The organism is Acetobacterium wieringae (assembly GCF_026646375.1).
Lineage (GTDB): Bacteria > Bacillota > Clostridia > Eubacteriales > Eubacteriaceae > Acetobacterium > Acetobacterium wieringae_A.
In genome coordinates this window covers 200,351-225,191 of the sequence record NZ_JAIPPU010000002.1, presented here as the reverse complement: position 1 = coordinate 225,191, position 24,841 = coordinate 200,351, and the positions used below count along the sequence as shown (strand labels likewise).

The window sequence follows — 24,841 nt, the reverse complement described above, 5'->3', positions numbered from 1 at the left end:
GGAGGTAAAATATGGCCGATATTAAAGCAACCATGGTTTTTGCCCGTGCCGATGGCAAAAACGCAACCATTTCCGTATCAGATGCCGATCCGGCGGTGACGCCTGCAGAAATCAATGCAGCAATGGATCAGATTCTGACCCGAAATGTGTTTGCCCCAGATAATATTGCCCTGGTAAAAAAGGTCAGCGGTAAACTGATTTCCACCACCACCCAGGACTTTGAAATGACCGTGTAGCAAAAGGCGGGGGAAACCCCGCCCCCAATGAATAGGATATGAAAAGGGGACGTTTGATGGGGCGAGTCGAGGGGACGTTACGCCTATGATAGGGTATGACTTGGGGACGTTACGGATGTCAGCCCGATAGGGATGACGTACGAAATGTCCCCAAGTCATGCCCGAGCCACGCTGCAACGAAGACAAACGAAACGTCCCCATGTCATGCCCGAGCATTGCAGTAAAAAACGTCCCCATGCTTATAAAAAAACATTTGTTCGCAAAACCGTTGAAATAACAAACCAATTCATGTATAATATAAGAAAAGAACTAACGTTCCATAAGATTGAAAGAGGTGACAAGATGAAAAATAATGAAATGATTCGTTTGGTAAAGGGCGCCCGTCAGCGGGATACCCAGTGCCAGCTGGCTTTGATAGAGGGCTTTAAACCCTTGATGCTCTCAATGATCAGGCGTTATGTGTACGAAGTGGACGCTGTTGACGACTACCTCAGCGAAGCCGCCATCGTTTTGCTCAATGCCGTAGAAACCTATAATGAAGACCGGGGCGTGCCCTTTTCCGGCTATCTCAAAAAAGAGTTGTTCTATTATTTTGTCAATGTGGCCAAAAGCCATAAAAATTGCACCTCCCTGGATTTTTCACCCGGCGTTGACGAAAATCTTTCCCTGCTGGAGGTTCTGCCCGATCCCGCCGATATTGAAGGTGACTATGTCCGGGCGCAAGACCTCTTGGCCTTACGGCAGTATCTGCCCTGCTTAAGGGAACGGCAGCGCTGGATTATTGAAGAACACTATGGCAAAAACCGCAGCTTCCGGGAAATCGCCGCCGCCCTGGGGGTTAGTGCCAACAGCTTGGTCAAACTCCACCGTCGGGCCATTGCTGATCTGCGTACCCATTTCGGCCTCAACCTGATCAACTGACAGGATAGGGCGGGGAAGCACAAGGGGACGGTTTTTCTTGTGTCAACATATTATTCATTCAAAAAGACACAAAAGAACCGTCCCCTTGTGCTCTTAAAAAAGACCACTCGCACGAGTGGTCTTTGGCTTTAATACAGGCTGTTCTTTAAGTTATTAATCTCAATTTTGAGCTTGTCGGAGATTTCATTGAGCATCGACAGCTTTTCATTGATCTCAACCATGGCGGCCTGATGCTCGCCGATGATTTTATAGGATTTGGCCGCCTGCGATTCCACCGAATTCATGCTGACCACAATGCTGTCCAGAATACTTTCGATCTTCTTGGCTGAATCCACACTCATGACCGCCAGTTTCCGAACCTCATCGGCAACCACATTAAAGCCCCGGCCAAATTCCCCGGCCCGGGTAGCTTCAATGGCTGCATTAAGGCCAAGCAGGTTGGTCTGAGTCGCCACATCCCGGATAAACTTAAGAATCGAGTCGGTTTCCTTGACCTTGTTTTTGGAAATGGTGGAAGATTCCAGCAGTTCGTCAGAGGCTTTAATCAAGGCTTCAATCTGAACCGAGAAGTTATTGACCACGTCGGTAACCGCCCGGATATTTTCAAACATATTTTCCGAAATATGCTGGAAGTTCTCGGTTTCATGAACCAGCAGACGGTTGTGATGGCCCATTTTGGAAATGGAGTTGGCAAAAACATACAGCATATCCGCTGCGGCATTGATTTTATCCCGGGGGACAATCGTAATTTTTCTTAGGGCGGCGATATACTCATCCTCATCGACCCCGATTTCCCGGGCGATTTTTCTAAACTTGTCCTCATCCGGTGGCGCATCAAGCACCTGTCCGCCAAGAATTGCCCCGATCTGCACCCCATCTACGACAATTGGCGCCGCAAAATCCACCAGTCCGGCATGACAGGAGTAAACCGCCGGTTTACCAGTGGTACCCGCTTTTTTACCACCATTGACATCACAGGATATACAGCGTTTGTTGCCTTCGGCCGAGCCCCGGGTGTATTTCATGCAAAAATCGGTAAAATTACTGGGCTCGGTAATCGACCCCTTGACATTATCAACAGAAATACTGGCCATCCCCAAAGCCTTGGCAAAACTATCCTGAAACTGCTGCAAGACGTGTAAATCAATGAGCTCATCGACAGTGTAGCTTAATTTCTTCTCCATTTTAAAACTCCTTCATAAAAAATTATCCCTAAGACATCATTTGTGTAATACTGATATCGTGTGCATAAGAAAATGTATTAATACTTATATTCCCATAATAGATACATTCTATCATGTCATTATAAAAAAGTCACCTATAAACCTTAACCCCCCGGAGATAAAAATTCACCCACCTGTTCATCTCCGGGTATCGCCGTTGTAGGGGCGAACCGAGTTCGCCCGAAATCTTAATAAAGCAAAAGAATACAAATTACCAGGCAACCTGTGTTATAATAATAAAGGAAGCAAACCGATCAACCAAAAAAATCCTGGCACACAATCTGCCACACCTTGTCTTTTTCCGATTTATATCAGATAATAGGCAGTACCTATAAACATAGGGGATGACATGGGGAAGCTAGGATGTCCCATTGTCACATCCGGTCGACAAAGTCTTTAAACGTTTGTAGGGGCGAACCGAGTTCGCCCGAAACCTTAATTAAATAAAAGACACAAAAGAACCGTCCCCTTGTGCGGTCAAAATATTTTTAAATCCATGCAATAAAACGTCTTAATAAAACGTTACTATAATGTTGGGGGTTATCCTGATGAAGCTTTTTCTTTCCATGATGGTATTAAACGACACCGTCAGTACAGAAAAACAAAAACTGAATATCGATGAAGCCATCTTCACCCGGATTGCCAATGATGATATGGCAGCTTTCGAAGAATTATACCGCCTGACGGAGCGTACTGTTTACGCCTTTGTGCTGTCAACCCTGAAAAATCATGACGATACCCTCGATGTGGTTCAGGACACCTACTTAAAGATTCGAGCCGCCGCCCATCTCTATCAGCCCATGGGTAAACCGATGGCCTGGGTGTTTACCATCGCCCGGAATCTTTCAATCAGCAAAATCCGCAGCAAACAGAAAAACGACTGCATTGAAATGACCGATCTGGAAAATGACCTGAATTTTTCCTATGTCAGTGACCAGGAAGACCGCCTGGTGATTCAGACCGCCCTGAAAATACTCAGCAGCGAAGAAACCGAAATTATTTTATTACATGCCATTTCCGGCTTTACCCACCGGGAAATCGCCCAAAATCTGGATATGAAGCTTTCAACCGTCCTCTCTAAATATCATCGGGGACTGAAGAAGCTGAAGAAATATCTCATCGAACAGGAGGTGTTAAGATGAGCACCCACAAAAAACTAAATATAGAAGCCTCCCTTTCCCGCAGTATCAGCCAGGCTCCCGGCCTGGATTTTGATAAACTGGCCGCCATCCCGGTCATCAAAATGACTGGGCACGACACGATCACCCGGCAAACCCTGGCCCCGGCTAAAGCCCGGAATACCAGTCAGCGGTATTTCAAGCCCATTTCCATGGCGGTAGCCGGTGCACTGGTCATGATTGTCTGTATCACCACCTGGTTTGGCGAGTTTAAATCGCCTGAGAGCATCATCGCCCTGGACGCCAATCAGAGCGTCGAGATCGTTACCAACAAGCACAAGCAGATTTTGTCGGTTAAAGCCTTTGATCAGGATGTCCAGGAGTTGCTTGATGAAGAGAACCTCAGCCAGTCCAATCTGGAAGACTCGGTGGGGGTCATCATCACTGCCATGATTAAAAACGGCTATCTGGATGAAACCAAAAGTGTGGTGATGATCACGGTCGAAAACCAGAATACCGCCAAAGCCGATGATCTGGCCGTCACCCTTAATCAGGTGATTAAAGACTCGGCCACTGCCGAAAACATCAGTGCCACCGTCGTCCGGCAAACCGTCACCCCGGATAGCCAGGCCGTCACCGAGGCCGAGCAGTACAGTGTCACCACCGGTAAGCTCAATGTGATGAAGGAATTAATCGCCGCTGACAGTACCCTGACCATGGAAAGTCTGGCGGGCATGTCGCTGGCCGATTTACTGGCCGTATCCAAGGAAAAGGCAGTCGATCTCACCAAGGTGATTGTTGTCGATGAACCGGAAAAAGAGACCAAGGAAGTCACCACCCCAGTAGTGGAAACCCCGGCGATTACCCCACCGGCCACCACCGAAACCAGTGTGGATACCAACGGTACCGGCAAGGTAACCAATACGCCAGATCCGGCCGTGGTTGCGACCCCGGAAACCCCGGTGGTTACCACCCCGGAACCCCAACCAACCACCGAACCGGTTGTCTCCCCACCGGATGAAAAAACACCGGAAGCAGTGGATGACGAGAAAACACCGCTAAGCGAAGAAAAAACGCCATTAAGCGAGGAGCAGACACCCTTAAGCGAAAACGATCCGATCAGCGAGCCGCCAACGAGTGAGTAGGGCGTGACTTGGGGACGTACCGCCTGTCAGCCCAGCGGGATGACAGGCGAAATGTCCCCATGTCATGCCCGGGCAGTGCAGCGTGTAGGGGCGTTTATTAATCGCCTGGTTCATGCCCATGCTTTTCAGCAAGTCGAAGATAAAAATAAAAAAAATAAAATCCGGTGCAATAAAACCTCAATCCTGGGCGTTAACCAATTGTAGAGTCAAAAAGCGTTTATTTATTGAAGTTTGAAACCGGAAAGGAGCTGATCGCTGTTATTCTTGAGAAAGGAACCCTTGATTTAAAGTTTGGCAGTCGGCTTGGTCAAAAATTGAAAGTGATGGATACATTGTTTTTCTGAAATATCAGAATGTGTCAAAGATGTGAGCTAAACCCATTATTGTTTCGGTTTTGTAATGTAAAAATCACGAATTTTATTCAAAAAAACATCGATATTTATTGCAAAACATCGTAAGAAGGTGTAGAATCATACAAGAACGCTCTTTCTCGGTTTACCGTTTCACTGTATTAGCAAACCAGCTTTTTTAAAAAGCCCAGGATGGTTTGCATAGCTAAAAATTAGGAAGGAGGAAAGAGGGACAGTTTTAACTGTAAACCAGGAACAACAATAAGGAGCAAGATTAAGCTCTGGAATTTCCAGGCGATTAGTGATGAGCTATTGCTGGAACTTCCGGATAAAAAAACCCAAATTTTAACAACGGAGGAAACAAAGTATGAAGAAGATTACTGTTAGCATTTTAACAACATTGTTAATGCTATCCATGGTATTCTCCTCAAGCGTATTCGCGGCTAATGAAGAAAAAGCATCAGCCTGGGATTCGTTTTTAGGATTATTCAGTGCTAAAACAGCTGCAACATCAGATGTTGGCGTTGAGTACCGTGGACACGTACAAAACAAAGGCGACTTCCCATTGGATGGCTCCTGGATTCAAGGACCTGATCAATTAGGAACCGTAGGCGAAAGCTTAAGATTGGAAGCATTCTGGATCAAGTTAACAAACGAAGTTCCAGCAGGCTTACACATTCAATACCGAGTTCACGTACAGAACAAAGGTTGGATGGCTCCAGTGGAAGACGGTGCTTTAGCCGGAACACAGGGCGAAGGCTTACAGATTGAATCAGTTGAAATCAAACTGGTTGACGATGCTGGTAACCCAGCAGTTGGCTATTCAGTTGAATACCGTGGCCATATCCAGAACAAAGGCGACATGCCAGCTGATGGATCATGGTACAAAGATGGCGAACAGTTAGGTACTGTTGGTGAATTCTTACGATTAGAAGCTCTTGAAGTTAAAATTGTACAGACTAAAGCTGACATGACTGCTTACAATGCAGCTGTTGCTGCAGCTGGTGCTTTAACCGAAGCTGATTACACCGCTGATAGCTGGGCTGCTTTAGAAACTGCTTTAGCTACTGTTGTAACTGAAGACAATACTCAAGCAGAAGTTGATGCTGCAACTGCGGCTATTAACGACGCGATTGATGCTTTAGTAATGGTTACTAGAATTGATACTGCTGTAGCAACTGGTAAAGACAAAATCACTGTTACATTTAATCAAGCTGTAGTAGCTACTGATACATTATCTGTTAAAAAAGGCAGTGTAGTTGTAAATCTTGATGCTATTACATATGCTGAAGACAATATGTCAGCAATAATTGACACAACAAGCAACTTGACCGAAGGTAATTATACAGTTACTCTGGTTTCAGGTGATGCTACTTCATCAGTAACATTTGCGGCAGTAAATGAAAAAGTTGCTTCAATTGTTGTGACCTCTGAAACTGCTCCTTTAAATCCAGCTGGTGTTACTATTACATCTGCTTATAACGCTAACTGTACAATTTTTGTAAATTACAAAGTATTGAACCAATACGGCGAAAGAATGACAGGCCAGACTATTAACTGGACACCTTCTACAGGTGGTGAAGTTGGCGTTAGTACAGCACCTACATCATCAGCTGATGGTACATTGGTAATTGGTAATGCAACAACTAGTACTGTATTTATTCCAGGTGCAACAGTATATCTGACAGGTGTATATCCTACTACAGGTGCTGTTGTAAATGCAAGTTTTGTAGTTGGTCTTGAATCAAAAGCTGATACAGCTGTATTCAAAGGAATTTATGACAACGTAAATGCAGTAATGATCGACACATTGCCTGCTGGTTTTGTTGATGGCAGATATGAATTACTGTATGAAGTAATGGATCAGTATGGTAATAAGATTGCAAGTCCGACAGTTTCACAACTGACAATGACTTCATCATATCCATTATTTGTTGTCGCACCTTCAACTACTGCAGGTACAACAACTCAAACAGTCAATAGTGTTTTATATCAAGGTGTAGCACTTGTTCGAGGAACTTATGCTGATAAAGGTGGTACAACCACTATTCAAGCTATTTCGAACCTGACAGGTAAAACAACAACATTTGATATTACTTCTGAAGCAAAAGCTGCAGTGAAAACATTAACTTTATCTGCTCCAACCACTATTGTGGCTGAAGGAGAAACAGCTGTGATTCCATTTGAAGCTTATGATCAATTTGGAAATGCTGTAACAAAATATTCTGACTTAAACGGCAAAGTAACATTCTCTTCTAATATTGTATTAGGTCAGTATGCAGATGGGACTGCAAAATTAACTTTTACAGCTCCTTCTACAGGTGCTACAAGCACAGCAGATCTACCAGTTTATTTAACATCACTCGTAACTGATGGTGGCAATTTCTCTAGTTTAATGGTTAGTGTTAAAGAAACTGCAGTTCCTACAACTGTAGCTGGTGTTGATACTGCTGATACTACAAGAAATGTCACAACAACAATTGCGCAAGGTGCTAGCCAGGATCTTTATGCAACAGACCTTATGATCCAAGATCAGTATGGACGCACATTAACTGATGCACAAGTTAACACATGGATGAATACTACTGCAAATTCAGCGATCATTCTTGATAGCTCGACAACAGCTAGTTCTCCATTCACTGTAGCAAGTACAGCTAGTGGTGCTGATGCAGCTCGTCACACTATTGCTGCTTCGACAGATAAATTTACTGTAACTGGAAAAACAGCAACAACAGGTTTATCTTCAACTGAGAGTTTAGTATTCTCGCTGTCAACTGCAGTTACACCTGCACCATTGTCAGGAAGTTCTAAATCAGTAACCTTTACTTTGGGAACGCAGTCTGCATATACAAGTTATGAAGTGGCAGATTTAGGAACGATGTACAATGATGGTCTTCCAGGAACACAAACATCGACTTCATATGATAAAACATTAAAAGTGTATGGAGTAAAGGCTAGTGGAGAAAAAGTTTTACTGCCAAGCACACAGTACACAGCAACAACAACTGGAAAGTTAAATATTTCAGGTGCTGGAGTGATCTCTGATAAAGCAGCTAGTGGATATGATGCTACTGAATTCCAGACAAGCACATTGGATACAGCGTATTCAAAAGTTCTGGATGTACCAGTAACTGTTAACGTAAAAGACTCTTCTGGTGCAGCAGCAGCTGTGGTAAATGCTACATTAAAAGTATCACATGCAGCAGCTAAGGTTGCTAGCACAGAGTTCCTGTCTTCACAAGTTACTGATGGCTCTTCGTTTGTAGAAGCAGGGTCTGTTTCTGCTACACGATTGAATGCGGTATTTGATACTACAAAGACAAAAGATCAATACGGTGTAGTAATTTCAGAAAACCCATCAATTACAATTTCAAATCTTGTAAAAGTAACTGGTTCTACATTCGCTGTTACGAGCAATGGGACATCGAGTGTAAGTATTGCTAATGCAACAGCAGGCGATACATTTAAAGCTACATACACATATGCTAGTGGATATGCGGTATCTGTAAACTTTACAGTAACAAGCAATGACGTAACAGCACCAACAATTACTGCTGTTGCACTATCATCTGACAATAGTACAAATACATTAGCAAAAGCTGGTGATACTGTAACATACGATGTCACTGTAAGTGAAGCTGCTACAGCTACAGTTCAAATTGCTTCATCTGCAAATAATATTGCTGGAGCTGTAACAACAGATCTGACAACTGCTTCTGGCACAGCAAAAACTATTACATTCACCGTACAAAGTGGAGATGATGGCGCTGTTACTTTAGCAACAGGTTTATATGTACTGACTGATGCTGCTGGTAATACAACAACTTACACAGCAGGACAGCTTAATACATTAGCAACAGGTTCTGTAACTGCTGATACAACTGCACCGACATTTGTGAGTGCAACTGCAGATTCAGCAACGGCAGCAACTGTTACTTTCTCTGAAAATGTTGCAATTACTACACCAGTAGCAGGTTTATTTGCAGCTAATGTGGCCAATACCGCAGATAGTGCAGCACCTTCTGTTTCAGGCACTGATGTAATATTAACATTCCCAGCCGCAACATTTACGACTGGTACAGGTTCAGTATTAGATTATACTGCTTCAGGAACAGCTGCAAATAATGTAACAGACCTTGCTGGAAATCCAGTTGTATCATTCACGGATCAAACAATTACATCTAATTTCTAAGCATACGGTGCCTGTCACTTAACTTATTCAACTTAACTTATTGAGCTGGAAAGTTTAGAAACAGAGAATAGAGACGATTCGGGTTCTTCGGAACTCGGGTCGTCTTTTTATTGTAAGCGCTTAAATACAAGGTGCCACAAAAAATAAAAAAGAACCGGCGCTAGCAGTAACCAGTTCTGGATAAATCCATTTATTATTTGCATTCCACCTGTATCTGCTCTGACCAGGGCATCAGTTCTTCCAGTACCTCCGGATCATTCTGATAATCCGCATCCGGCATATAAAGCAGCAGGTGATTAAGATAAGTGTGAACATTCAGTCCATTGGCTTTGGCTGTTTCAACAAGGCTGTATATCGCAGCACTGGCAGAAGCTCCTTTGGGTGTATCTGAGAAGAGCCAGTTTTTTCGACCCACCGTGAAGGGGCGAATGCTGTTTTCGGCCAGATTGTTAGAAAGTGAAAAGCGACCGTCAAGGAGGTAGTTTTCCATGTAACGTTTCTGGTTCCGGGCATAGATCACGGCTTTACCGAGTGCGGAGCCCTGCAGAACATTCAAGCTATCAATCCAGCACCAAAAGGCCTCCAGAACCGGTTGTTCCAGTTCCAGACGCTTAAGATAACGTTCATCGGGAGTTAACCCGGAGAGCGTCTCTTCGATTTTAAAAGCCGGTTGCAGTAATCCCGGCCGATTTCAGCCGGGGTAGGTGGCTTGCTTTCAAGGCGTTTGCCCGTGGGTACGGCCTCCAGAGCACAAGGGGACGGTTCTATTGTGCACTTTGCTGGCTGAAAAATACTGAGCAATCTGTCTGGAAAAGTTTTCGCTGGTTGCTCCGGTTTCCAACTTTTGTCTGTTTCCAATCAGTTGCGCCAGTTTCCCAGCTTCTAATCTCACTGAAGAATTTGAATTCTCCAACCAGTCCGTAAGTGCCTCAAAAGATGACGTATAGTAAGTTTGAATTTAACCTGCTATACTGGAGACATCTTATTTGAGGCACTTTTTATAGTTATGGCTAAGTCTGCAACGATCAGGCAGATCCGAAGACCATGGCAGGTATTTTTCAAGCACTTCCGGCTGTTGCAGGTAGTCACTGTTGGGGATTTCAGTCACGAAACACAAGGGGACGGTTCTAATGTGCACTTTGCTGGCTGAAAAATATTGAGCAATCTGTCTGGAAAAGTTTTCGCTGGTGGCTGGTTTAGCACAAGGGGACGGTTCTATTGTGCACTTTGCTGGCTGAAAAATATTGAGGGTGTGACACGGGGACGTTTCTGTTGTCACATTAGTTGAAGAAGTTTGAGCGATCTGACTGAAAAATTTTGTAGTAGTTGCAGTGGCTTTGTGCTTTTGTCTGTTTCCAATGAGTTGAGCTAGTTTAGGATCATCCAAACTCACTTAAGAATCTGAATTCTCCAACTAGTCCACAGTGCCACAAATATTTTCTCCCCAAATTGCCGTCAGTGCCGACAGTTGTGTCAGGCGAATTTAAGTTGTGATCGTTCCGGACTCCAGAGCCAATCGATCTGACGAAAGCGCCATTCAATCCAGACAGGAGTGCCAGTCGATCCGATGTCAGAGCCACCCAATCCGGACTACAGTGCCAGTCGATCTGATGTCAGAGCCACCCAATTCGGACATGGTACCAATAGTTTCGGTGTCAGATTCCAATGATAGTTGTCACCATTGTCGGTACTGTCGGGAAAAACGAATCAAACTAATGTGATCATCACCGCTTCCCCAGAAAAACGTTCCAGATTTCCCCACAATCATCGGTTCCCTGAATCAAACTCCCATCTTAAATAGATATTATAATTTTGAAGATCATTGGCTTAAGTAGTCAATGGTCTTTAATACATTTTTGGAGGAAATCAGTATGAAACTAATGAATGAGACGATGATTCCATTGAGATGTCATTGCTATTCAAGGATTGAGGTGATAAAATAAAGAAAAGAAAAACATGTTTAAAGGTATCACCTTCATTGTAATAAGTTACTGGTTGAATATTTCGGCTGGAAAAACCAGGCTGTCCGGAGGTTCGTGTCTCCGAGTCCGGACAGTGGTTTCAAACGTTTCGGCATCGTGCCAATTGACTATTTAAGTGTTTTTTGAATCAATTCCGTAAATTTCCCGCATGGAGCGATCATGCTCCTTGTCGATATACTGAATTTCGATGCTGTGTGAATCGTGAACAATTCGATCAAGAATGGCATCGGCAACAGTGGCTTCAGGAAATTTGGTGTACCAGCCGAGTGGGGCGAACTGAGAGCAGAAAATTGTGGAAACCTTTTTATGACGGGCGTGGATAATCTCCAGTAAGTCCCTGGCTTCCGTTTCGGTCAGTTTGATCAGCAACCATTCATCAAGGATTAGGAGTGTGTATTTCTGATAGTGCCTGATCGCTTCTTTGAACTTGCCCTCACCCCTGGCTACCGCCAGTTCAGCCAGTAGTTCCGGCAGCCGAATGTATTTTGTGGCGTAGTAGTGTTTGCAGGCTTCCATTCCCAGAGCACAGGCAATGTAGGATTTACCGGTACCCGTTGCCCCGGCAATAATAATATTGTGTGCTTCCCGGATGTATTCACAGGTCATCAGGCGTTCAATCAGTTTTTTATTAAGCTTTCGTCCCGCCTGATAATTGATGTCATTCACATTTGCCTGGGATTGATCAAAACCAGCCTTTTTGATCAATCGCTGCAACCGGTTATTCTTGCGGCTGGTATATTCCCGATCAACCATCAGACCGAACCGGTCTTCAAACGGAATATCTGCCATAGATGAGTCATTCAATTGCAGTCGGAAGGCATCAGCCATTGCTGACAGATGCATTTCAACCAGCTTATTGAGGGTGGCTTCATTCGTCATGATGCTTACCTCCATAATAGCTGGGACCTCGGGTGTAACCGTATTTATTTTCAGCCGATGATTCCGGATTCTGCTCTGGTTGATCGGACAGTTTATCCTGACCAGTTGTGAGAATATTTTTCACACTCTTATAACTGGGATGAGGCGTATAGGACAAGGCCTTTTTACAGGCGGCTTCCAGACGGTTGACCGAATATTTATCAGCCAGCTTCAGCAAACCCATACAGGATTTATATCCCTGTTGTTCGACTTTGAAGGAAGCAAGAATGGATTTGACCGTCGTAACGGTATGGGGCCCGATTTTATGGGCCCATTCAATAAAGCGATCGCCATTCCACTCCAGGTATTTCTGATGATCCTCCGGCATATGTGCCTGAAGCGTACTGTACTGGTTGGTGCGGCCATAGAGGCGTTTGTGGGAGCAGATCCGCTGATTGTGGTAGAACACTTCGACAATTGATCGGGTCAGTCGCACATCCACTTCCTGTTTGATGTATTCATAAGGAACCGAGTAATGCATTTTGTCCACTGAAATATGAAATGACAAGTTTGACAAAATGTAAAGTTGACATGAAAACGGGCACTAATATGCGATCGTCTCCATGTGAACTTTACATTTTACAACCTTGTAAGATGTAAATCAGCAAAGTGATTTAAGCCATTGCATGAGATCCTCGTCTTTTTCCCATGCCGGTAATTGTGGATTGTGCAAAACAGTGTAGGCTGTTTCAAGAGCCTTCCGCTTTTGTTTAGTATCGCAACGGGCATAAATTTCGGTTGTCGCTATTTCGGAATGTCCCAGGTAATCACGGATATAGATAAGTGGGACGCCTGATTGCAGTAAATGCATTGCTTTGCTGTGCCTCAAGGAATGAGGCGAAACTTTTTCCGGCACCAACAGGGGCGCCTTATTTCTTGCACTGCAGACATATTTATCTAAAATATAAGCAATCCCAGCACGTGTGAGTTTGGATTTACTCCTGTTAGAAAACACTGGTTGATAATAATTCTCCGATGAAAGAAGGTGATTTTCATTTAAATACTGCTGAAGTAATTGAACCGTCGGCTTCATTAATGGAACAATTCGTTTTTTATTTCCCTTTCCAGTTAAACGAACAGTAGCCGGATTTTGGAGTCGCACATCACCGACGATGAGGTCTGCAATTTCTTGTACTCTGGCCCCACTGTCATATAAAACGCTGAGCAGAACTAAATCTCGCCTTCCTGAAAAGGAACGGGTGTCAACAGCATCCAGAATAGCCTTTATACCATCAAGTGTTAAATATTCCATGATTTCTTCGGGACACTTTTTAGGCTGTATGGATAAAATTTGTTGGGATATGTGCATGTAATCTGGGGTCTGTGTTTGGATATATTGAAAAAATGCTTTGATCCCCGAAAGACGGATATTTCGGGTCGATATGCTACATTTTCTCACAATCTCAATCCAATTGAGAAAATCAAGGATTAGTTCAACTCCAAGATCGGAAATAACAACTTTAGTTGCATCCATCTTTTTTTCAACTTTAAGAAATTGAAAAAGAAGAATAAATGTATCTCTTCTCGATGCGATGGTATTGGAACTCAGTCCTTTTGTACCGGTTAGATAAACCGTCAGGTACTGACTGATATATTTTGCTAAATCAGTCGGCTTCATTTGTTCACCACTGGAATCACAAATGAGCAGACACTGTTAACGGCCTCCATTACAGCAGGATAAACTTCAGCTGTCATTTTGAGGTATTGACTGGTTGCTGCAATGGATTCATGTCCCAGATACACCGATAATATTGGAAGGACAGCATTGAGATCAACGTCATCCGCAACCGATTTCTGTAAAGTATGACAACAAAATGTATGCCGGATATCATGAATTCTTGGACCATTTCCTCGTCCAGCATGTGGAATACCCGCCTGTTGAAGAAGCTCACGAAATCGATAGTAAATAGCGTGGTGAGAATATGGTTCTCGGGCAATACCAATAAAAAGATAGTCATTAGGAAGATACAGCGGATGCAACATTTCACAGTATTGCTCAAGCACGTTTCTCATACTCGGCGAAAGGGGGATCAATCGATCCTTATCAAACTTAGCATGCTCAATGCGAAGAATACCGTTAACGAGATCCACATGTGCTAACTGAAGTTTCAAGGCCTCATTGATTCGCAGTCCTGTACAGTAAAGGAGTCTGACAAGAATCGGCATAACAAGGTGCATGGTTGATCTGCGATGGGGATAGATTTTGTCGCTACATGAAATAATTGCAGAAATTTCTTGATGCGTAAAAACATAAGCAACATATTTTGATCTTCGACTTCGTTTATTATCGATATGGATCGGAACGTACGCATCATAACCAAGAGAACCAAGATACAAAGCGAATTGGCGGAGACAGGATATCCGTTGTTCTGTGCAATTACGTTGATTCTCAAAGGGTTTCTTATTACACCATGCTTCGGCTAAATTTTTAGACAAGACCGGGTCTGTGATTCCTTGGCTCAGGGTGAATTCAGAAAATTGCTTTAAGTAATGACTTTCCTTTTCATATTTAAAGCCTGTATTTCGTTTGAATTGTACGAATTCGTTGAGAAGATCAGAAAAAGGACCACTAAAATAGTTTTTCATAACAGGAAACCTCCCATCCAGACATTTCCAAGTGGGGGGACTTCAAGCGAACATTGTCGCAGATGACTGACATCAACTTTTAGATAAATCTTTGTGGTATCCGTACAGGTATGTGTTAATGTCTCTGAAATTATCGGCAAAGGTGTATTATGTGCCAGCATTTCAGTTGCAAGACTGGCTCTTAATGCATGGGGTCCATGCCGCTTTCCAGATGGAATGATGATGCCGGCATTACGCATTGCCTGAGTAACAATCGTATGTAGACCGCTTGGTTGTAGCTCTCTAAACGGTTTTTGCAATCGTACAAATATGTGTTTATCCGTTGTTTCTGGACGGCTATGTTGGAGATAATCAATAATGGCATGTCCAACCTCGCTAATTAAAGGTAATACTGCCGACTTCTGATTTTTTTTGGCGATGAAAGAGATCGTGTTCGCTTGCCAGTCGATGTTTTCAAACTTTAACGAACAGATGTCTGAAGCCCGCATTCCAAGGCGAACAGCCAACAATACCATCGCATAGTCTCTTATTCCTTTAGGGTTAGTGCGGTTAAAATGGGTCAACATCGATTCGATTTCATCTGGGGTATAAACAGAAGGAATTCCATCCGTTTTGGGTTTTACTTTTGGCACAAACTTTGAAAGATCCGTTTTTTGGACACCCGTTTTATACAGGTAACGCATTAACAACCTTATGGTTGAAGCAAAACCCTTTAGTGTCGGCAGATGTCCTTCAACAGAAAGATATTTTACAAATCCTACCAGATGCGCACTGTTAAGATCAGTCAGGGATCGAAGATCCAGAGCATCCAGGTAAACAGATAACCTGTTGAGGCAGCAAATGTCCCTGTTTAGAGTAGATAATGAAAAATCCTGCTGTTTTCTGAATTCCACAAAATCAAGTAATTCTGTTTTGTAATGGCATGAAAACCGACAAAGTGAATAGGATTTTGGCAATGTAACAACATCATGCATCAGACAATTAGACAAAATGTGAATCGCCCGTCTCCGGCGTTTGTTAATTGCAGAAAGCTTAGCAAAAGTTTTATCGGTTTCAATCGCATAACGTTCACGCAGAAAAGCGTTCCCAATTGTTTCAGAATAGGCTTGATTCGTGACACTAAGATAATGCTTCAACCCAGTCCATGTATAGGAAAGATGTTTTACATAATCTTGAGTGCACCCATTATCCAACAGTGCTTCACTTGCATAATCAATTAATTCATTAATCGACATGTTCATTTTTTCACCTCATGCTTAAAATTTGGCAGTAGCCTCTTTAAGTATGAGATTAAATGTAAAGACAAACAACGAGAAATTCCCATTTAACTAAGAAAAATCGTCACAACTTTACATTTTGTCAAACTTGTCATTTCATATTAAATGTGAAGCTTCACATTTAATATGATAATTGAACTGTACCGTGGCTTTTTTCCATTGCGACAATTCATAAGGGGCAGGTGGCAATGGCGTAAGAAAAGGCTTTTCATCAGCAAGGTAAACACTGTGCCGACTGCCATCCTTTTTTTGAAAGGGCTTGTGATTGAGCTTTTCCAGCTGAATCTGGATTTCACGATTCAGTTCCTCAAGCGCAAAGAATTTCTCGTTGCGGATGGCCGCTGTAATCCAGTTGGTTACAACATTGACTGAACCCTCGACACCAGGTTTGTCTTTGGGCGCCTTCACTCGTGCCGGTAACACGGCGGTATCGTAGTATTCCGCCATTTCATAATAGGTTTTATTGATTTTTGGCGTATACCAGTCGTTTGTTTTATCAACGCCGGTCTTGAGATTATCAGGTATCAGCATGGTTGTGCTGCCGCCAAAGTATTGATACATATGGATATGGGCGGTAATCCAGCTTTCCAGTTCATTTTGAGAAAGGCTTCCACATAGGCATAGAGACTGTAATTCAGAACCCCGACAAAAATATGGCAGGGGATCATTTCACCGGTATCGGTATCAATGATGTAAGCCAGCTTTCCAGCCCAGTCCACTTCGATTTGCTCGCCGGGCTTGCGGGGAATGTGCATGGTTGCCCGTTTCTTGTCGCTGTACTTCTGATAATGGTGACAGAATTGCGTATACATCAGTGGGATATCTCTATTCTGTCGACAGCTTTCACAGTATTCATTCCAGAGAAGTTTTAGCGTTACCCCACTGCGCAGCATTTCCTTATCGATGTAATCATAGTCCGGAAACTTGCGGTCCGATTTTGGCACGGATTTATCAGGAAACAATAATTTTTCCAGATCTGCATCCGTTGTTTCGGCCGGTAACGGCCAGATGATGTTGCAGGCTTTGGCTCGATTAACAACATCCCGAACTGTTTTTCTGGCACAGCCACAGCTACTGGCAATACCAGTCTGGTTGATGCCAAGGTTGAACAACCTTAGAATTTCACGGTATTTGGTCATGAGAATGACCTCCTAAAATGGATTTACATCAGTTAACTGATGCATATATCCCTTATACCCTGATTGAAACCTGACCGGAACGGTTGAAACGAAAACCCGGAAGCGTTGGCACGAAACACCGAATCGACTGGCACGAATATCCGGTTCAGTTGGAAGATTCGACCGAAATACTCAACTGGTTATGTTCGTGTGTTGTCAATTCGAAAAAAAATGAAAAAATAGTAGTGAACGTGAAAGGACAATAATAATGCCGACAATTAGTATGTTTTATGGAATTATCATTCGGATGTTTTGTGCGCCAGAAGAACATAATCCGCCACATTTTCATGCGTATTATGGGGAATACAAGGCCATTATTGACATTAAAACTTGTGAATTAAAAGAAGGCAATTTGCCAAAGAAACAGCTTAAGCTTGTTTTAGCATGGGCTGAGCTAAGACAGGAAGAACTACTTGCAGATTGGATGCTGGCAATGAATAGTGAGCTTCCATACAAAATTGATCCATTAAAATAGGAGGTCGAATAATGTATTTAGCAGTTATTGATGTAGAACCTTTAAATGATTATAAGTTACTCTTAACTTTTGAAAATGGTGAAAAGAGAATATTCGATGTCAGTCCATATTTGGATAAGGGTATTTTTCAAGAGTTAAAGAATGAGGAGAAATTTAAGACCGTACGTGTTAGATTTGACAGTATTGAATGGTGCAATCAAGCGGATCTTGACCCAGAGTTTTTATTCGAAAAGAGCAAAGCATGTTAGAAGTAATTGACAAAGCTATTCCTCAAAAGCATTGTTGTAGCTGAATCATAGCACAAGGGGACGGTTCTATTGTGCACTTTGCTGGCTGAAAAATATTGAGCAAACTGTCTGGAAAAGATTTAGCTGGTGGCTCAGGTTTCCAGCTTTTGTCTGTTTCCAATTTGTTGGCCAGTTTTTGCCCAGCTAAACTCGCTGAAGAATTTGAATTCTCCAACCAGTCTATTTTTTTTCTCCGAATTGCCGTCAGTGCCGACAGTCGTGTCAGGCAAATTTTGTTCAAATGATTCCGGGCTACAGTGCCAGTCGATCTGATGTCAGAGCCACCCAATTCGGACATGGTACCAATAGTTTCGGTGTTAGTGTCCAATGATAGTTGTCACCATTGTCGGGACTGTCGGGAAAAAAGGATCAAACTAATGTGGCCATAACTGATTTTTCAGAAAATCGTTCTAGATTTCCCCACAATCATCGGTTCCCTGAATAAACCAACACTTCAAATACATATTATTACTTTGATGGTTGTGTCGAAAAATATAAATAACCAAAATATGTTGCAATGTTATAACTTAAGAGTTATAATTAAGTCATGATTGAAAGGTAATAAACGTGTATGTACAAAATAGAATTTTATTGTGACAAAAATGGTAAAGAGCCAGTGTTGCAGTATTTAGAAGAATTAGCAAGCAAAAATGACAAGGATAGCCGGATTAAACTGAATAAAATCAGAGACTACATGAAGATACTAAAAGAACATGGAACAAGAGCTGGTGAGCCTTATGACAAACACATAGAGGGTGAAATTTGGGAATTAAGACCATTAAGGGATCGCATTTAATTTATTGGTTGGGATGGAAATCGCTTTATTCTCCTACATTATTTCATGAAGAAGGTACAGAAAACGCCTAAACGAGAAATTGAACAAGCGAAACGGAATATGAAAGATTTTGTTGAAAGAGTATTGAAAATGAGTAAAACAAAAGTAAGTCCCATTGGATCAAGCTGGGATGAATTTGAGAAAAGAACATTCACCCCGCAAGAAATAATGGAATCTGATTTGAGAGTAGCATTAATAAGCGAATTAATTCGCGCCAGAAATGATCAGGGAATCACTCAAAAGCAGTTGGAAGAAGCCAGTGGTGTTAAGCAACCCGTCATTGCCAGAATGGAAAAAGGCACAACTGATCCCCAATTAATGACCATTTTAAAAATACTAAGACCACTTGGCAAAACTCTGGCTATTGTGCCAATTGAAGAAAAACACCCTCGAAACATTCGTTTGAGAACATTTAAAAAAGGCAGCACATTCAGGCAAAAACCCATGAGATAAGTACAAATAGCACAAAGGGACGGTTCTATTGTAAATTGAAGGTGAGTGAGAATTGGATATGCCGAGAAAAGCACGAACGAGAAGTAGCACTGGGATCTATCATATAATCATGAGAGGAATCAACCGCCAAATTATTTTTGAAGATACAGAAGACTATATTCAATTCTTGGAGTCGCTAACTAGACAAAAAGAGACGAGTGGAATTGAAATTTATGCTTATTGTTTAATGAGCAATCATGTTCATTTGCTAATAAAAGAAGGCAATGAGGATTTGGGAACGGTATTTAAACGAATCGGATCTAGTTATGTTTATTGGTATAACTTGAAATATAATCGGCGAGGACACTTGTTTCAGGATCGGTATAAAAGTGAAGCCGTAGAAGATGATGGCTATTTTTTAACAGTAATTCGTTACATTCATCACAACCCCTTGAAAGCAGGTATTACAAAAGAGCTATCAGAGTATCGCTGGTGCAGTTATAACGAATACACAAACAGAAAAAATATTTGTAATGTTGAAACAGGGCTTGGAATATTTTCCAATGATAGTCAAAAGGCAATCGGTTTATTTAAAGAATTTAGCGCTGATAAAATTGATACCCACGTTTTAGAATATGATGATTACATTAGATGGAATGATTCGGAAGCAAAAGCGTTTATCAAAGATATTGCTTCTGTACAAAATCCGATTGAAATACAGAGCTTTAATAAGGAATTGCGCAACGATTTAATCAGGATATGCAAACAACAAGGGTTATCCATCAGGCAGATTGAACGCTTGACAGGGATTAGCTTTGGTGTTATCCGAAAATTATAACAAAACAACGGCTCCTAGAGACATACTCAAATTACTTGAGAAAAATGGATGGGTCGAAGAACGAATCAAAGGGAGCCATCATGTCATGAAGAAAAATGGTAAAACCGAGATTATCCCTGTTCATGGAAAAGACGTCCCAACTGGCTTACTAAAAACAATTCTCAAAAGGACAGGGCTGAAATAGCCTTGTCACCAATACCAAGGAGGTAATTAAAATGTTAAGTGCATACCCAGCGATTTTTCATGAAGAAGATGGTGCCTATTGGGTAGAGTTTCCAGATCTTCCTGGTTGCCAGACTGTTGGCGAAAGTATTGGTGAAGTGATGGAAGAAGCCCAGGAAGCTTTAGGGTTGTATCTGGCATCATTAATCGAAGATGAAGAAGAGATTAAGCCAGCTTCTGATATTAAAAGTATCGTTGCTGAAGATGATTCATTCACAAGTCTCGTCGCCTGTGATATAACTCAAGATGTAAAATCTGCTAGAGCTATGAAAAAGACCTTAACCATCCCCGATTGGCTCAATAACATGGCTGAAAAGAACAGCATTAATTTTTCTCAAACACTACAAAAAGCACTTATGGAAAAACTGCATATTGCATAGATGTTCTAGTTGATTAAATAGTAGATAAAGTAGGGTTAAAAGAGGTGTTAAATGGATTTAGCAAAAGTTATGTCAGATGGTCAAATCACCATTCCAATTAATATTCGAAAAAAAATGAATCTCAAAGAAGGTGACAAGGTGGCTTTCATTGAAAAAGACGGTTATATCGTGTTAGCTGATTCTGTCATGCTGGCTCTCGAACAAGTTCAGAATGCTTTTCAGGGAGAAGGGGAACGGCTTAATCTAAAAACAGAAGAAAACGTTGTGAATTTGGTTAAAGAAATCCGCGGAGAACGTCTTGAGGAAAATAAGAAAAATAAATTTGAGAAGAATTATCAGTATATTGACGGAATCCTAAAAAAATTAGACATTGAACTGATGTATCCAATAAAAAACAATTCTATTACAATATCTACTGGGAATGATCGACAAGTTCATATGATTCGCCTTGCTAGGCCACAGTTTTTGGCTCTCGCAAAACGTGCGGTAATGATAGAAATGAATGATTTTATTTGGCAGATGTCATTATTAAATTTGCATAAGAAGTTATTATTTTCGAAAATGTTTGTGACTCTTGAAGATATTTTTGGTCCAAATGATGAACAGGGGATTGGAGATGGCTATAAGTGCTCTTTTTGCTTTCATTTTTTACTGAGATTTTCTGATGAAAAAGAAAATCTTGGATATCTGATGATTGTTCACGATCTCAGAGGTGCTATAGATTATGAACTTGCAAAAATTATACCAATAAATGAAAATCTTGATAGAAGTAAGTGTTACAGTCCCTTTGAAGATTTCACAAAAGAAGAAATAAAATATATGATCAAAAATTGTTATGGATATCTCGAAGGCTGGTTTGAAGGTTATCTTGAACGTAAATACGATAGCTTTTTTTATAAAACTGTTGGTAGCGATTTAATAGTTTACGGATACAAAGATGGAAAATTTTTTGATAAAAGTTTTGACGATCAGGATGAATATAATGAGTTCATCAAGTTGATTTCAACTTCATATGAGGTGGAAAATGAAGGAAGTGAAAGAGTGGATTGAAACATTTGAGGATCGTGAGAACTGGAAACAGTTTTTATTGAGTCATTCTAAAGAAAATCTTTCGGAACTGATAATTGACAGAATGTTAAAAGATTTTAGCTTCAGAAGAGAAGTTCATTTGAAATTGGTGAAGAGACAACTTTCTGTAGAAGAGTCAATTGATGATTATAAAGAAAGCGTCACATGCGAAATTAGCAGGAAGATTCCCGATGTAGATTATTTAGTATTGCTCAGCAGTAAATTATTGGAGCATTCAGAAAATACAAACAGTCTCCTGGAAAAGTTGTATTTATATGTGGCTATAATTACAAGCCTAGATTTTGCTATTGATAGTGGGGCAGGTTATAAAAATGAGGACGAATACTTGCTTTTCGAAGTAATGGATAAAAGTCGTGATTTTATGCTGCATGCCATTGAGAATCAGTATCATGAATTGACAACAGGGCAACTAGCGATAGTATCAAATTATCTGAAAAAAGAATCTGAAAGATATCACCCAATTGACTTAGAAAACCGTATCAAAACAGCGTTTAAGAAAATGGATTCTATTTAGCTTTGAGATGGTGCATAATGATAGTAAAGTAATTTTGAATAACAAATTTTTCAAAGGCAGGCGAGAACATGACCAATGAGACATTTCAACAGGCAGTCTTGGAAAAACTGAATCTATTAGAAACGGATAATACATAAGGAAACGAGTTGTAGCATTCGGCAATTGAGTAGGGTGCTGGGAATCGGGAAACGAATAATCGAAAATACGATAAAAGAACAATAAGTAAGAATTTTATCACAGTTTCTTACTTTGGTTGGTTTAGAAACAGTGAATAGAGACGATTCGGGTTCTTCGGGACTCGGGTCGTCTTTTTAAGTTCTTGAAGTGGCTGGAAAATATGGGGGAATCTTTTCTCTCCAAATTGATTTAGCGTTTACAGCCGTGACAGGAGCGTTCCGGACTATAGTGCCACCCGATCTAACCAGCCAATTGCGACGCAGGTGCCAATGGTATCTGTGTTAGAATTTCAATATTTAAGAGTCTGTCAAACTTAGATTGCAAAAAAGGGCATTAAGGTGTAAAATTCTAAGGAGGAGCTAACATGAAGAGAAACATAAAACAAATATAAACGGAGGTACAATGTGAAAAAACTAAGGATAGGTATTATCGTAGGTATGTGCATGATGATCATGGGCTTGCCAACCGGTGTCTTTGCCGAAGAAACAGATACAACATCAGACATGGCTTTTGGTGTGGCTTACCGTACTCATATTGAAAACGAGGGCTGGACTCAGGGCTGGATGCACGACGGCAGCCTTTCTGGTTCAGAAGGCAAAGGTCTTCGTTTAGAAGGAATTGAGATTGAATTATCGGGAGATGTGCCGGATGGTTTAGGAATACAATACCAGACTCATATTCAGAACAAGGGCTGGTTCCAGGGTTGGGTGTCAAACGGTGATCTGGCCGGTTCTGTGGGAGAGGGTCTGCGGCTGGAAGCCATTGAAATCAAACTGACCGGCACAGATGCTGCGGATTATTCAGTCAAATATCGTACACATATTCAAAATCAAGGCTGGGCTCAGGGTTGGGTAGCCGATGGCGCTTTGTCTGGATCAGAAGGTAAGGGTCTGAGGCTGGAAGCCATTGAAATTCAAATTGTTGAAACCCCAGTGAAAATCGCATTTGATGCCTATCAGGCGGCTTTGGCAAATGTTAATGAAGCAGATTATACCAGTGCTTCCTGGACGGTGTATCAGGTTGTGGTGAATGCTAATGTTGTAACAAAAGCGGATATAGCCAATAAAATTACTGAAGCAACAATGGCCATTGAAAAAGCACAGCTGAGCCTGGTCAAAAAAGCAGACCTGACCATTTATAATGACGTGCTGGAAAGCGCTAAAGAAGCCGACTATTCGGCAGAATCCTGGGCGATCTATCAAGCTGTGGTAGAAGCCAATGTGGTAACCGAAGAAAACACCCAGGCCGAAGTGGATGCAGCGACTATTGCAATCATTAAAGCTCAGAAAAATCTGTTCAAACTGGCAGATTTAACAAACTATGAAGCTGCTTTGGCAGCCGTGACCCAGGATATGGTCAAGTCGGGTTGGACGGCATATAAGGCTGTGGTGGATGCCAATGTGGTTACAAACATGAATACCCAGACCGAAGTCGACGCCGCAACAGCTAAAATTTTGGCAGCGCAGAAGAGTCTGGTGCTTTATTCTGATTTAACAAATTTCAATAAAGCAATTGCTTTATATGTTCAGTATGGTCCAGATGCGGCTAATGCGCCATATACGTCGAGTACCTGGAATAGCTATACAGAAAAGTGTGAGAGCTACGGTACACTGACAGACGGTCAATGGGTATATGATGTGATTACCAAAGAAACGGCACAAGCGACGATTGATGCGGCGACGGTTGACATAAACAGCTATATTACAAAACTGATTGCAACTGCCGATCTGACGGCGTTTAATGCCGCCAAGAATATTAAAATCAGTGATGGCCCGTATACCACGGCTTCTTTTACAGCCTATAACAATAACAGCCAGGTCAAGGCTATTGTGGAAATTGCTGCCGATACCCTAAAAGGGTATGCTCAAAGTGTAGTGGACAGTTATACTGCAACTCTGATTGCCCTGCAGCAGTCGATTCTGGTTAAAGGCTCGGATCTGACTGCTTATAATGCGGCACTGACGGCAGTATCTCAGGGGAATTATACAGCGGCTTCCTGGTCGGCCTATCAAACAGTGGTGACGGCAAATGTGGTGACCCCCGATAATATCCAGTCAGCGGTCGATGCAGCAACAGCAAAAATTTTAGCGGCTCAAAACAATCTGGTTTATACCGGTGCTTATGTGATCAGCAAAGCCAAGATCAATTCAACTAATTTTGGGGTGCGCAAGGTTGGAGATAATATTCTGACCCGGGCGGCTGATATGATTACCGCAGCGGGAATCGATAAAACCGATTATACCATCACCTTTAACCGGATTGACAGCGGTACCGCAGTGATTAATCCGACCACGGGTTTAATCACCGATGAAGGCAATACGGTGGCAACGGTCACCTTTACAATCACTCCCCTTGATGGCGGTGCAGCTGGGACAACGGCCAATTTGGATATCTTTATTAATCCATAAAAAACTAAACAAAATTGAATGTATAACTTATTTGTGCAATTGCTGAGGATGAAACAGC

24 protein-coding genes and 1 pseudogene are annotated in these 24,841 nt (G+C 41.9%); 16 read left to right on the top strand and 9 right to left on the bottom strand.

Annotation, left to right across the window (positions count from 1 at the left end; genetic code table 11):
• The first annotated feature begins 11 nt into the window (after nucleotides 1–11).
• Entirely contained in the window at nucleotides 12–236 is a 225-nt protein-coding gene (locus Q7P33_RS02710) for a DUF2922 domain-containing protein (protein WP_084633895.1), read from the top strand.
• A 342-nt stretch (nucleotides 237–578) separates the two neighbouring features.
• Nucleotides 579–1,157 carry an RNA polymerase sigma factor gene (locus Q7P33_RS02705; protein WP_303867203.1) on the top strand — a complete coding sequence of 193 codons (579 nt, stop codon included), beginning with the start codon at nucleotides 579–581 and terminating at the stop codon, nucleotides 1,155–1,157.
• A 128-nt stretch (nucleotides 1,158–1,285) separates the two neighbouring features.
• Here Q7P33_RS02705 and Q7P33_RS02700 read toward each other — a convergent pair whose 3' ends face one another.
• The gene (locus tag Q7P33_RS02700; RefSeq protein WP_070372872.1) at nucleotides 1,286–2,341 is read right to left on the bottom strand and encodes a PocR ligand-binding domain-containing protein; all 1,056 of its coding nucleotides are present in this window, start codon (nucleotides 2,339–2,341) and stop codon (nucleotides 1,286–1,288) included.
• Nucleotides 2,342–2,910: 569 nt separating this feature from the next.
• On the opposite strand from Q7P33_RS02700, the gene Q7P33_RS02695 reads away from it, so the two are divergent.
• The 4 genes from Q7P33_RS02695 (at nucleotide 2,911) to Q7P33_RS02680 (ending at nucleotide 9,185) form a co-directional block, all read left to right on the top strand.
• Nucleotides 2,911–3,522, top strand: coding sequence for an RNA polymerase sigma factor (locus Q7P33_RS02695; protein ID WP_303867201.1), 612 nt, complete (start codon nucleotides 2,911–2,913; stop codon nucleotides 3,520–3,522).
• Nucleotides 3,519–4,643 (top strand): hypothetical protein, encoded by a 1,125-nt coding sequence (locus tag Q7P33_RS02690; protein WP_303867200.1) that lies wholly within the window; start codon nucleotides 3,519–3,521, stop codon nucleotides 4,641–4,643. The genes Q7P33_RS02695 and Q7P33_RS02690 overlap by 4 nt, the downstream gene beginning before the upstream one ends.
• A gap of 3 nt (nucleotides 4,644–4,646) precedes the next feature.
• A complete protein-coding gene (locus Q7P33_RS02685; protein ID WP_303867199.1) occupies nucleotides 4,647–4,847 on the top strand; it encodes a hypothetical protein in 201 nt (66 codons plus the stop codon).
• A 513-nt stretch (nucleotides 4,848–5,360) separates the two neighbouring features.
• A complete protein-coding gene (locus Q7P33_RS02680) occupies nucleotides 5,361–9,185 on the top strand; it encodes a hypothetical protein (RefSeq protein WP_303867197.1) in 3,825 nt (1,274 codons plus the stop codon).
• 193 nt (nucleotides 9,186–9,378) lie between these two features.
• Here Q7P33_RS02680 and Q7P33_RS02675 read toward each other — a convergent pair whose 3' ends face one another.
• From Q7P33_RS02675 to Q7P33_RS02640, 8 genes and pseudogenes are all read right to left on the bottom strand, one after another.
• A complete protein-coding gene (locus Q7P33_RS02675; protein ID WP_369693279.1) occupies nucleotides 9,379–9,861 on the bottom strand; it encodes a transposase in 483 nt (160 codons plus the stop codon).
• A gap of 1,417 nt (nucleotides 9,862–11,278) precedes the next feature.
• A complete protein-coding gene (gene istB, locus Q7P33_RS02670) occupies nucleotides 11,279–12,046 on the bottom strand; it encodes an IS21-like element helper ATPase IstB (RefSeq protein WP_303867195.1) in 768 nt (255 codons plus the stop codon).
• Nucleotides 12,036–12,590, bottom strand: a pseudogene (locus Q7P33_RS02665) (IS21 family transposase); the annotation flags it as partial. The pseudogene Q7P33_RS02665 and the gene istB, both read right to left, overlap by 11 nt.
• Before the next feature lie 96 nt (nucleotides 12,591–12,686).
• On the bottom strand, nucleotides 12,687–13,703 hold the full coding sequence (locus tag Q7P33_RS02660; RefSeq protein ID WP_070371933.1) for a site-specific integrase: 1,017 nt from the start codon (nucleotides 13,701–13,703) through the stop codon (nucleotides 12,687–12,689).
• Entirely contained in the window at nucleotides 13,700–14,671 is a 972-nt protein-coding gene (locus Q7P33_RS02655; protein ID WP_303867193.1) for a tyrosine-type recombinase/integrase, read from the bottom strand. Before Q7P33_RS02655 ends, Q7P33_RS02660 begins: the two co-directional genes overlap by 4 nt.
• A complete protein-coding gene (locus tag Q7P33_RS02650) occupies nucleotides 14,668–15,912 on the bottom strand; it encodes a site-specific integrase (RefSeq protein ID WP_070372705.1) in 1,245 nt (414 codons plus the stop codon). The genes Q7P33_RS02655 and Q7P33_RS02650 overlap by 4 nt, the downstream gene beginning before the upstream one ends.
• Nucleotides 15,913–16,044: 132 nt before the next feature.
• Nucleotides 16,045–16,479, bottom strand: coding sequence for a hypothetical protein (locus Q7P33_RS02645; protein WP_303867188.1), 435 nt, complete (start codon nucleotides 16,477–16,479; stop codon nucleotides 16,045–16,047).
• Nucleotides 16,473–17,087 carry a hypothetical protein gene (locus Q7P33_RS02640; protein WP_303867187.1) on the bottom strand — a complete coding sequence of 205 codons (615 nt, stop codon included), beginning with the start codon at nucleotides 17,085–17,087 and terminating at the stop codon, nucleotides 16,473–16,475. Before Q7P33_RS02640 ends, Q7P33_RS02645 begins: the two co-directional genes overlap by 7 nt.
• Before the next feature lie 247 nt (nucleotides 17,088–17,334).
• Here Q7P33_RS02640 and Q7P33_RS02635 point away from each other — a divergent pair, with 247 nt between their 5' ends.
• The 10 genes from Q7P33_RS02635 to Q7P33_RS02590 all read left to right on the top strand — a co-directional run bounded on the left by Q7P33_RS02635 (nucleotide 17,335) and on the right by Q7P33_RS02590 (nucleotide 24,783).
• Nucleotides 17,335–17,601: a DUF4160 domain-containing protein gene (locus Q7P33_RS02635; protein WP_148637377.1), complete on the top strand. Its 267-nt coding sequence runs from the start codon at nucleotides 17,335–17,337 to the stop codon at nucleotides 17,599–17,601.
• An 11-nt stretch (nucleotides 17,602–17,612) separates the two neighbouring features.
• Nucleotides 17,613–17,849: a DUF2442 domain-containing protein gene (locus Q7P33_RS02630; RefSeq protein ID WP_148637378.1), complete on the top strand. Its 237-nt coding sequence runs from the start codon at nucleotides 17,613–17,615 to the stop codon at nucleotides 17,847–17,849.
• A 610-nt stretch (nucleotides 17,850–18,459) separates the two neighbouring features.
• On the top strand, nucleotides 18,460–18,684 hold the full coding sequence (locus tag Q7P33_RS02625; protein ID WP_369693275.1) for a hypothetical protein: 225 nt from the start codon (nucleotides 18,460–18,462) through the stop codon (nucleotides 18,682–18,684).
• Between the two features lie 3 nt (nucleotides 18,685–18,687).
• Nucleotides 18,688–19,176, top strand: coding sequence for a helix-turn-helix domain-containing protein (locus tag Q7P33_RS02620; RefSeq protein ID WP_369693278.1), 489 nt, complete (start codon nucleotides 18,688–18,690; stop codon nucleotides 19,174–19,176).
• A gap of 58 nt (nucleotides 19,177–19,234) precedes the next feature.
• Nucleotides 19,235–19,993, top strand: a complete 759-nt coding sequence (locus Q7P33_RS02615) for a transposase (RefSeq protein ID WP_148637561.1) — start codon at nucleotides 19,235–19,237, stop codon at nucleotides 19,991–19,993.
• Nucleotides 19,974–20,177 (top strand): type II toxin-antitoxin system HicA family toxin, encoded by a 204-nt coding sequence (locus Q7P33_RS02610; protein ID WP_207707162.1) that lies wholly within the window; start codon nucleotides 19,974–19,976, stop codon nucleotides 20,175–20,177. The genes Q7P33_RS02615 and Q7P33_RS02610 overlap by 20 nt, the downstream gene beginning before the upstream one ends.
• A gap of 31 nt (nucleotides 20,178–20,208) precedes the next feature.
• Nucleotides 20,209–20,595, top strand: coding sequence for a type II toxin-antitoxin system HicB family antitoxin (locus Q7P33_RS02605; RefSeq protein WP_148637380.1), 387 nt, complete (start codon nucleotides 20,209–20,211; stop codon nucleotides 20,593–20,595).
• A gap of 51 nt (nucleotides 20,596–20,646) precedes the next feature.
• Nucleotides 20,647–21,645 carry an AbrB/MazE/SpoVT family DNA-binding domain-containing protein gene (locus Q7P33_RS02600; RefSeq protein WP_148637381.1) on the top strand — a complete coding sequence of 333 codons (999 nt, stop codon included), beginning with the start codon at nucleotides 20,647–20,649 and terminating at the stop codon, nucleotides 21,643–21,645.
• On the top strand, nucleotides 21,620–22,198 hold the full coding sequence (locus Q7P33_RS02595; protein ID WP_148637382.1) for a hypothetical protein: 579 nt from the start codon (nucleotides 21,620–21,622) through the stop codon (nucleotides 22,196–22,198). The genes Q7P33_RS02600 and Q7P33_RS02595 overlap by 26 nt, the downstream gene beginning before the upstream one ends.
• Nucleotides 22,199–22,779: 581 nt before the next feature.
• The gene (locus Q7P33_RS02590; protein ID WP_243134771.1) at nucleotides 22,780–24,783 is read left to right on the top strand and encodes a hypothetical protein; all 2,004 of its coding nucleotides are present in this window, start codon (nucleotides 22,780–22,782) and stop codon (nucleotides 24,781–24,783) included.
• The last annotated feature ends 58 nt before the right edge of the window (nucleotides 24,784–24,841 follow it).

What these genes read in the sequence shown, in the direction of transcription:
- Q7P33_RS02645 (WP_303867188.1), bottom strand. Translation starts at nt 16,479, where the DNA reads ATGCTGATACCTGATAATCTCAAGACCGGCGTTGATAAAACAAACGAC.
- Q7P33_RS02640 (WP_303867187.1), bottom strand. Translation starts at nt 17,087, where the DNA reads ATGACCAAATACCGTGAAATTCTAAGGTTGTTCAACCTTGGCATCAAC.
- istB (WP_303867195.1), bottom strand. Translation starts at nt 12,046, where the DNA reads ATGACGAATGAAGCCACCCTCAATAAGCTGGTTGAAATGCATCTGTCA.
- Q7P33_RS02595 (WP_148637382.1), top strand. Translation starts at nt 21,620, where the DNA reads ATGAAGGAAGTGAAAGAGTGGATTGAAACATTTGAGGATCGTGAGAAC.
- Q7P33_RS02690 (WP_303867200.1), top strand. Translation starts at nt 3,519, where the DNA reads ATGAGCACCCACAAAAAACTAAATATAGAAGCCTCCCTTTCCCGCAGT.
- Q7P33_RS02600 (WP_148637381.1), top strand. Translation starts at nt 20,647, where the DNA reads ATGGATTTAGCAAAAGTTATGTCAGATGGTCAAATCACCATTCCAATT.
- Q7P33_RS02710 (WP_084633895.1), top strand. Translation starts at nt 12, where the DNA reads ATGGCCGATATTAAAGCAACCATGGTTTTTGCCCGTGCCGATGGCAAA.
- Q7P33_RS02680 (WP_303867197.1), top strand. Translation starts at nt 5,361, where the DNA reads ATGAAGAAGATTACTGTTAGCATTTTAACAACATTGTTAATGCTATCC.
- Q7P33_RS02650 (WP_070372705.1), bottom strand. Translation starts at nt 15,912, where the DNA reads ATGAACATGTCGATTAATGAATTAATTGATTATGCAAGTGAAGCACTG.
- Q7P33_RS02635 (WP_148637377.1), top strand. Translation starts at nt 17,335, where the DNA reads ATGCCGACAATTAGTATGTTTTATGGAATTATCATTCGGATGTTTTGT.
- Q7P33_RS02695 (WP_303867201.1), top strand. Translation starts at nt 2,911, where the DNA reads ATGTTGGGGGTTATCCTGATGAAGCTTTTTCTTTCCATGATGGTATTA.
- Q7P33_RS02655 (WP_303867193.1), bottom strand. Translation starts at nt 14,671, where the DNA reads ATGAAAAACTATTTTAGTGGTCCTTTTTCTGATCTTCTCAACGAATTC.
- Q7P33_RS02660 (WP_070371933.1), bottom strand. Translation starts at nt 13,703, where the DNA reads ATGAAGCCGACTGATTTAGCAAAATATATCAGTCAGTACCTGACGGTT.
- Q7P33_RS02705 (WP_303867203.1), top strand. Translation starts at nt 579, where the DNA reads ATGAAAAATAATGAAATGATTCGTTTGGTAAAGGGCGCCCGTCAGCGG.
- Q7P33_RS02630 (WP_148637378.1), top strand. Translation starts at nt 17,613, where the DNA reads ATGTATTTAGCAGTTATTGATGTAGAACCTTTAAATGATTATAAGTTA.
- Q7P33_RS02625 (WP_369693275.1), top strand. Translation starts at nt 18,460, where the DNA reads ATGTACAAAATAGAATTTTATTGTGACAAAAATGGTAAAGAGCCAGTG.
- Q7P33_RS02615 (WP_148637561.1), top strand. Translation starts at nt 19,235, where the DNA reads ATGCCGAGAAAAGCACGAACGAGAAGTAGCACTGGGATCTATCATATA.
- Q7P33_RS02700 (WP_070372872.1), bottom strand. Translation starts at nt 2,341, where the DNA reads ATGGAGAAGAAATTAAGCTACACTGTCGATGAGCTCATTGATTTACAC.
- Q7P33_RS02605 (WP_148637380.1), top strand. Translation starts at nt 20,209, where the DNA reads ATGTTAAGTGCATACCCAGCGATTTTTCATGAAGAAGATGGTGCCTAT.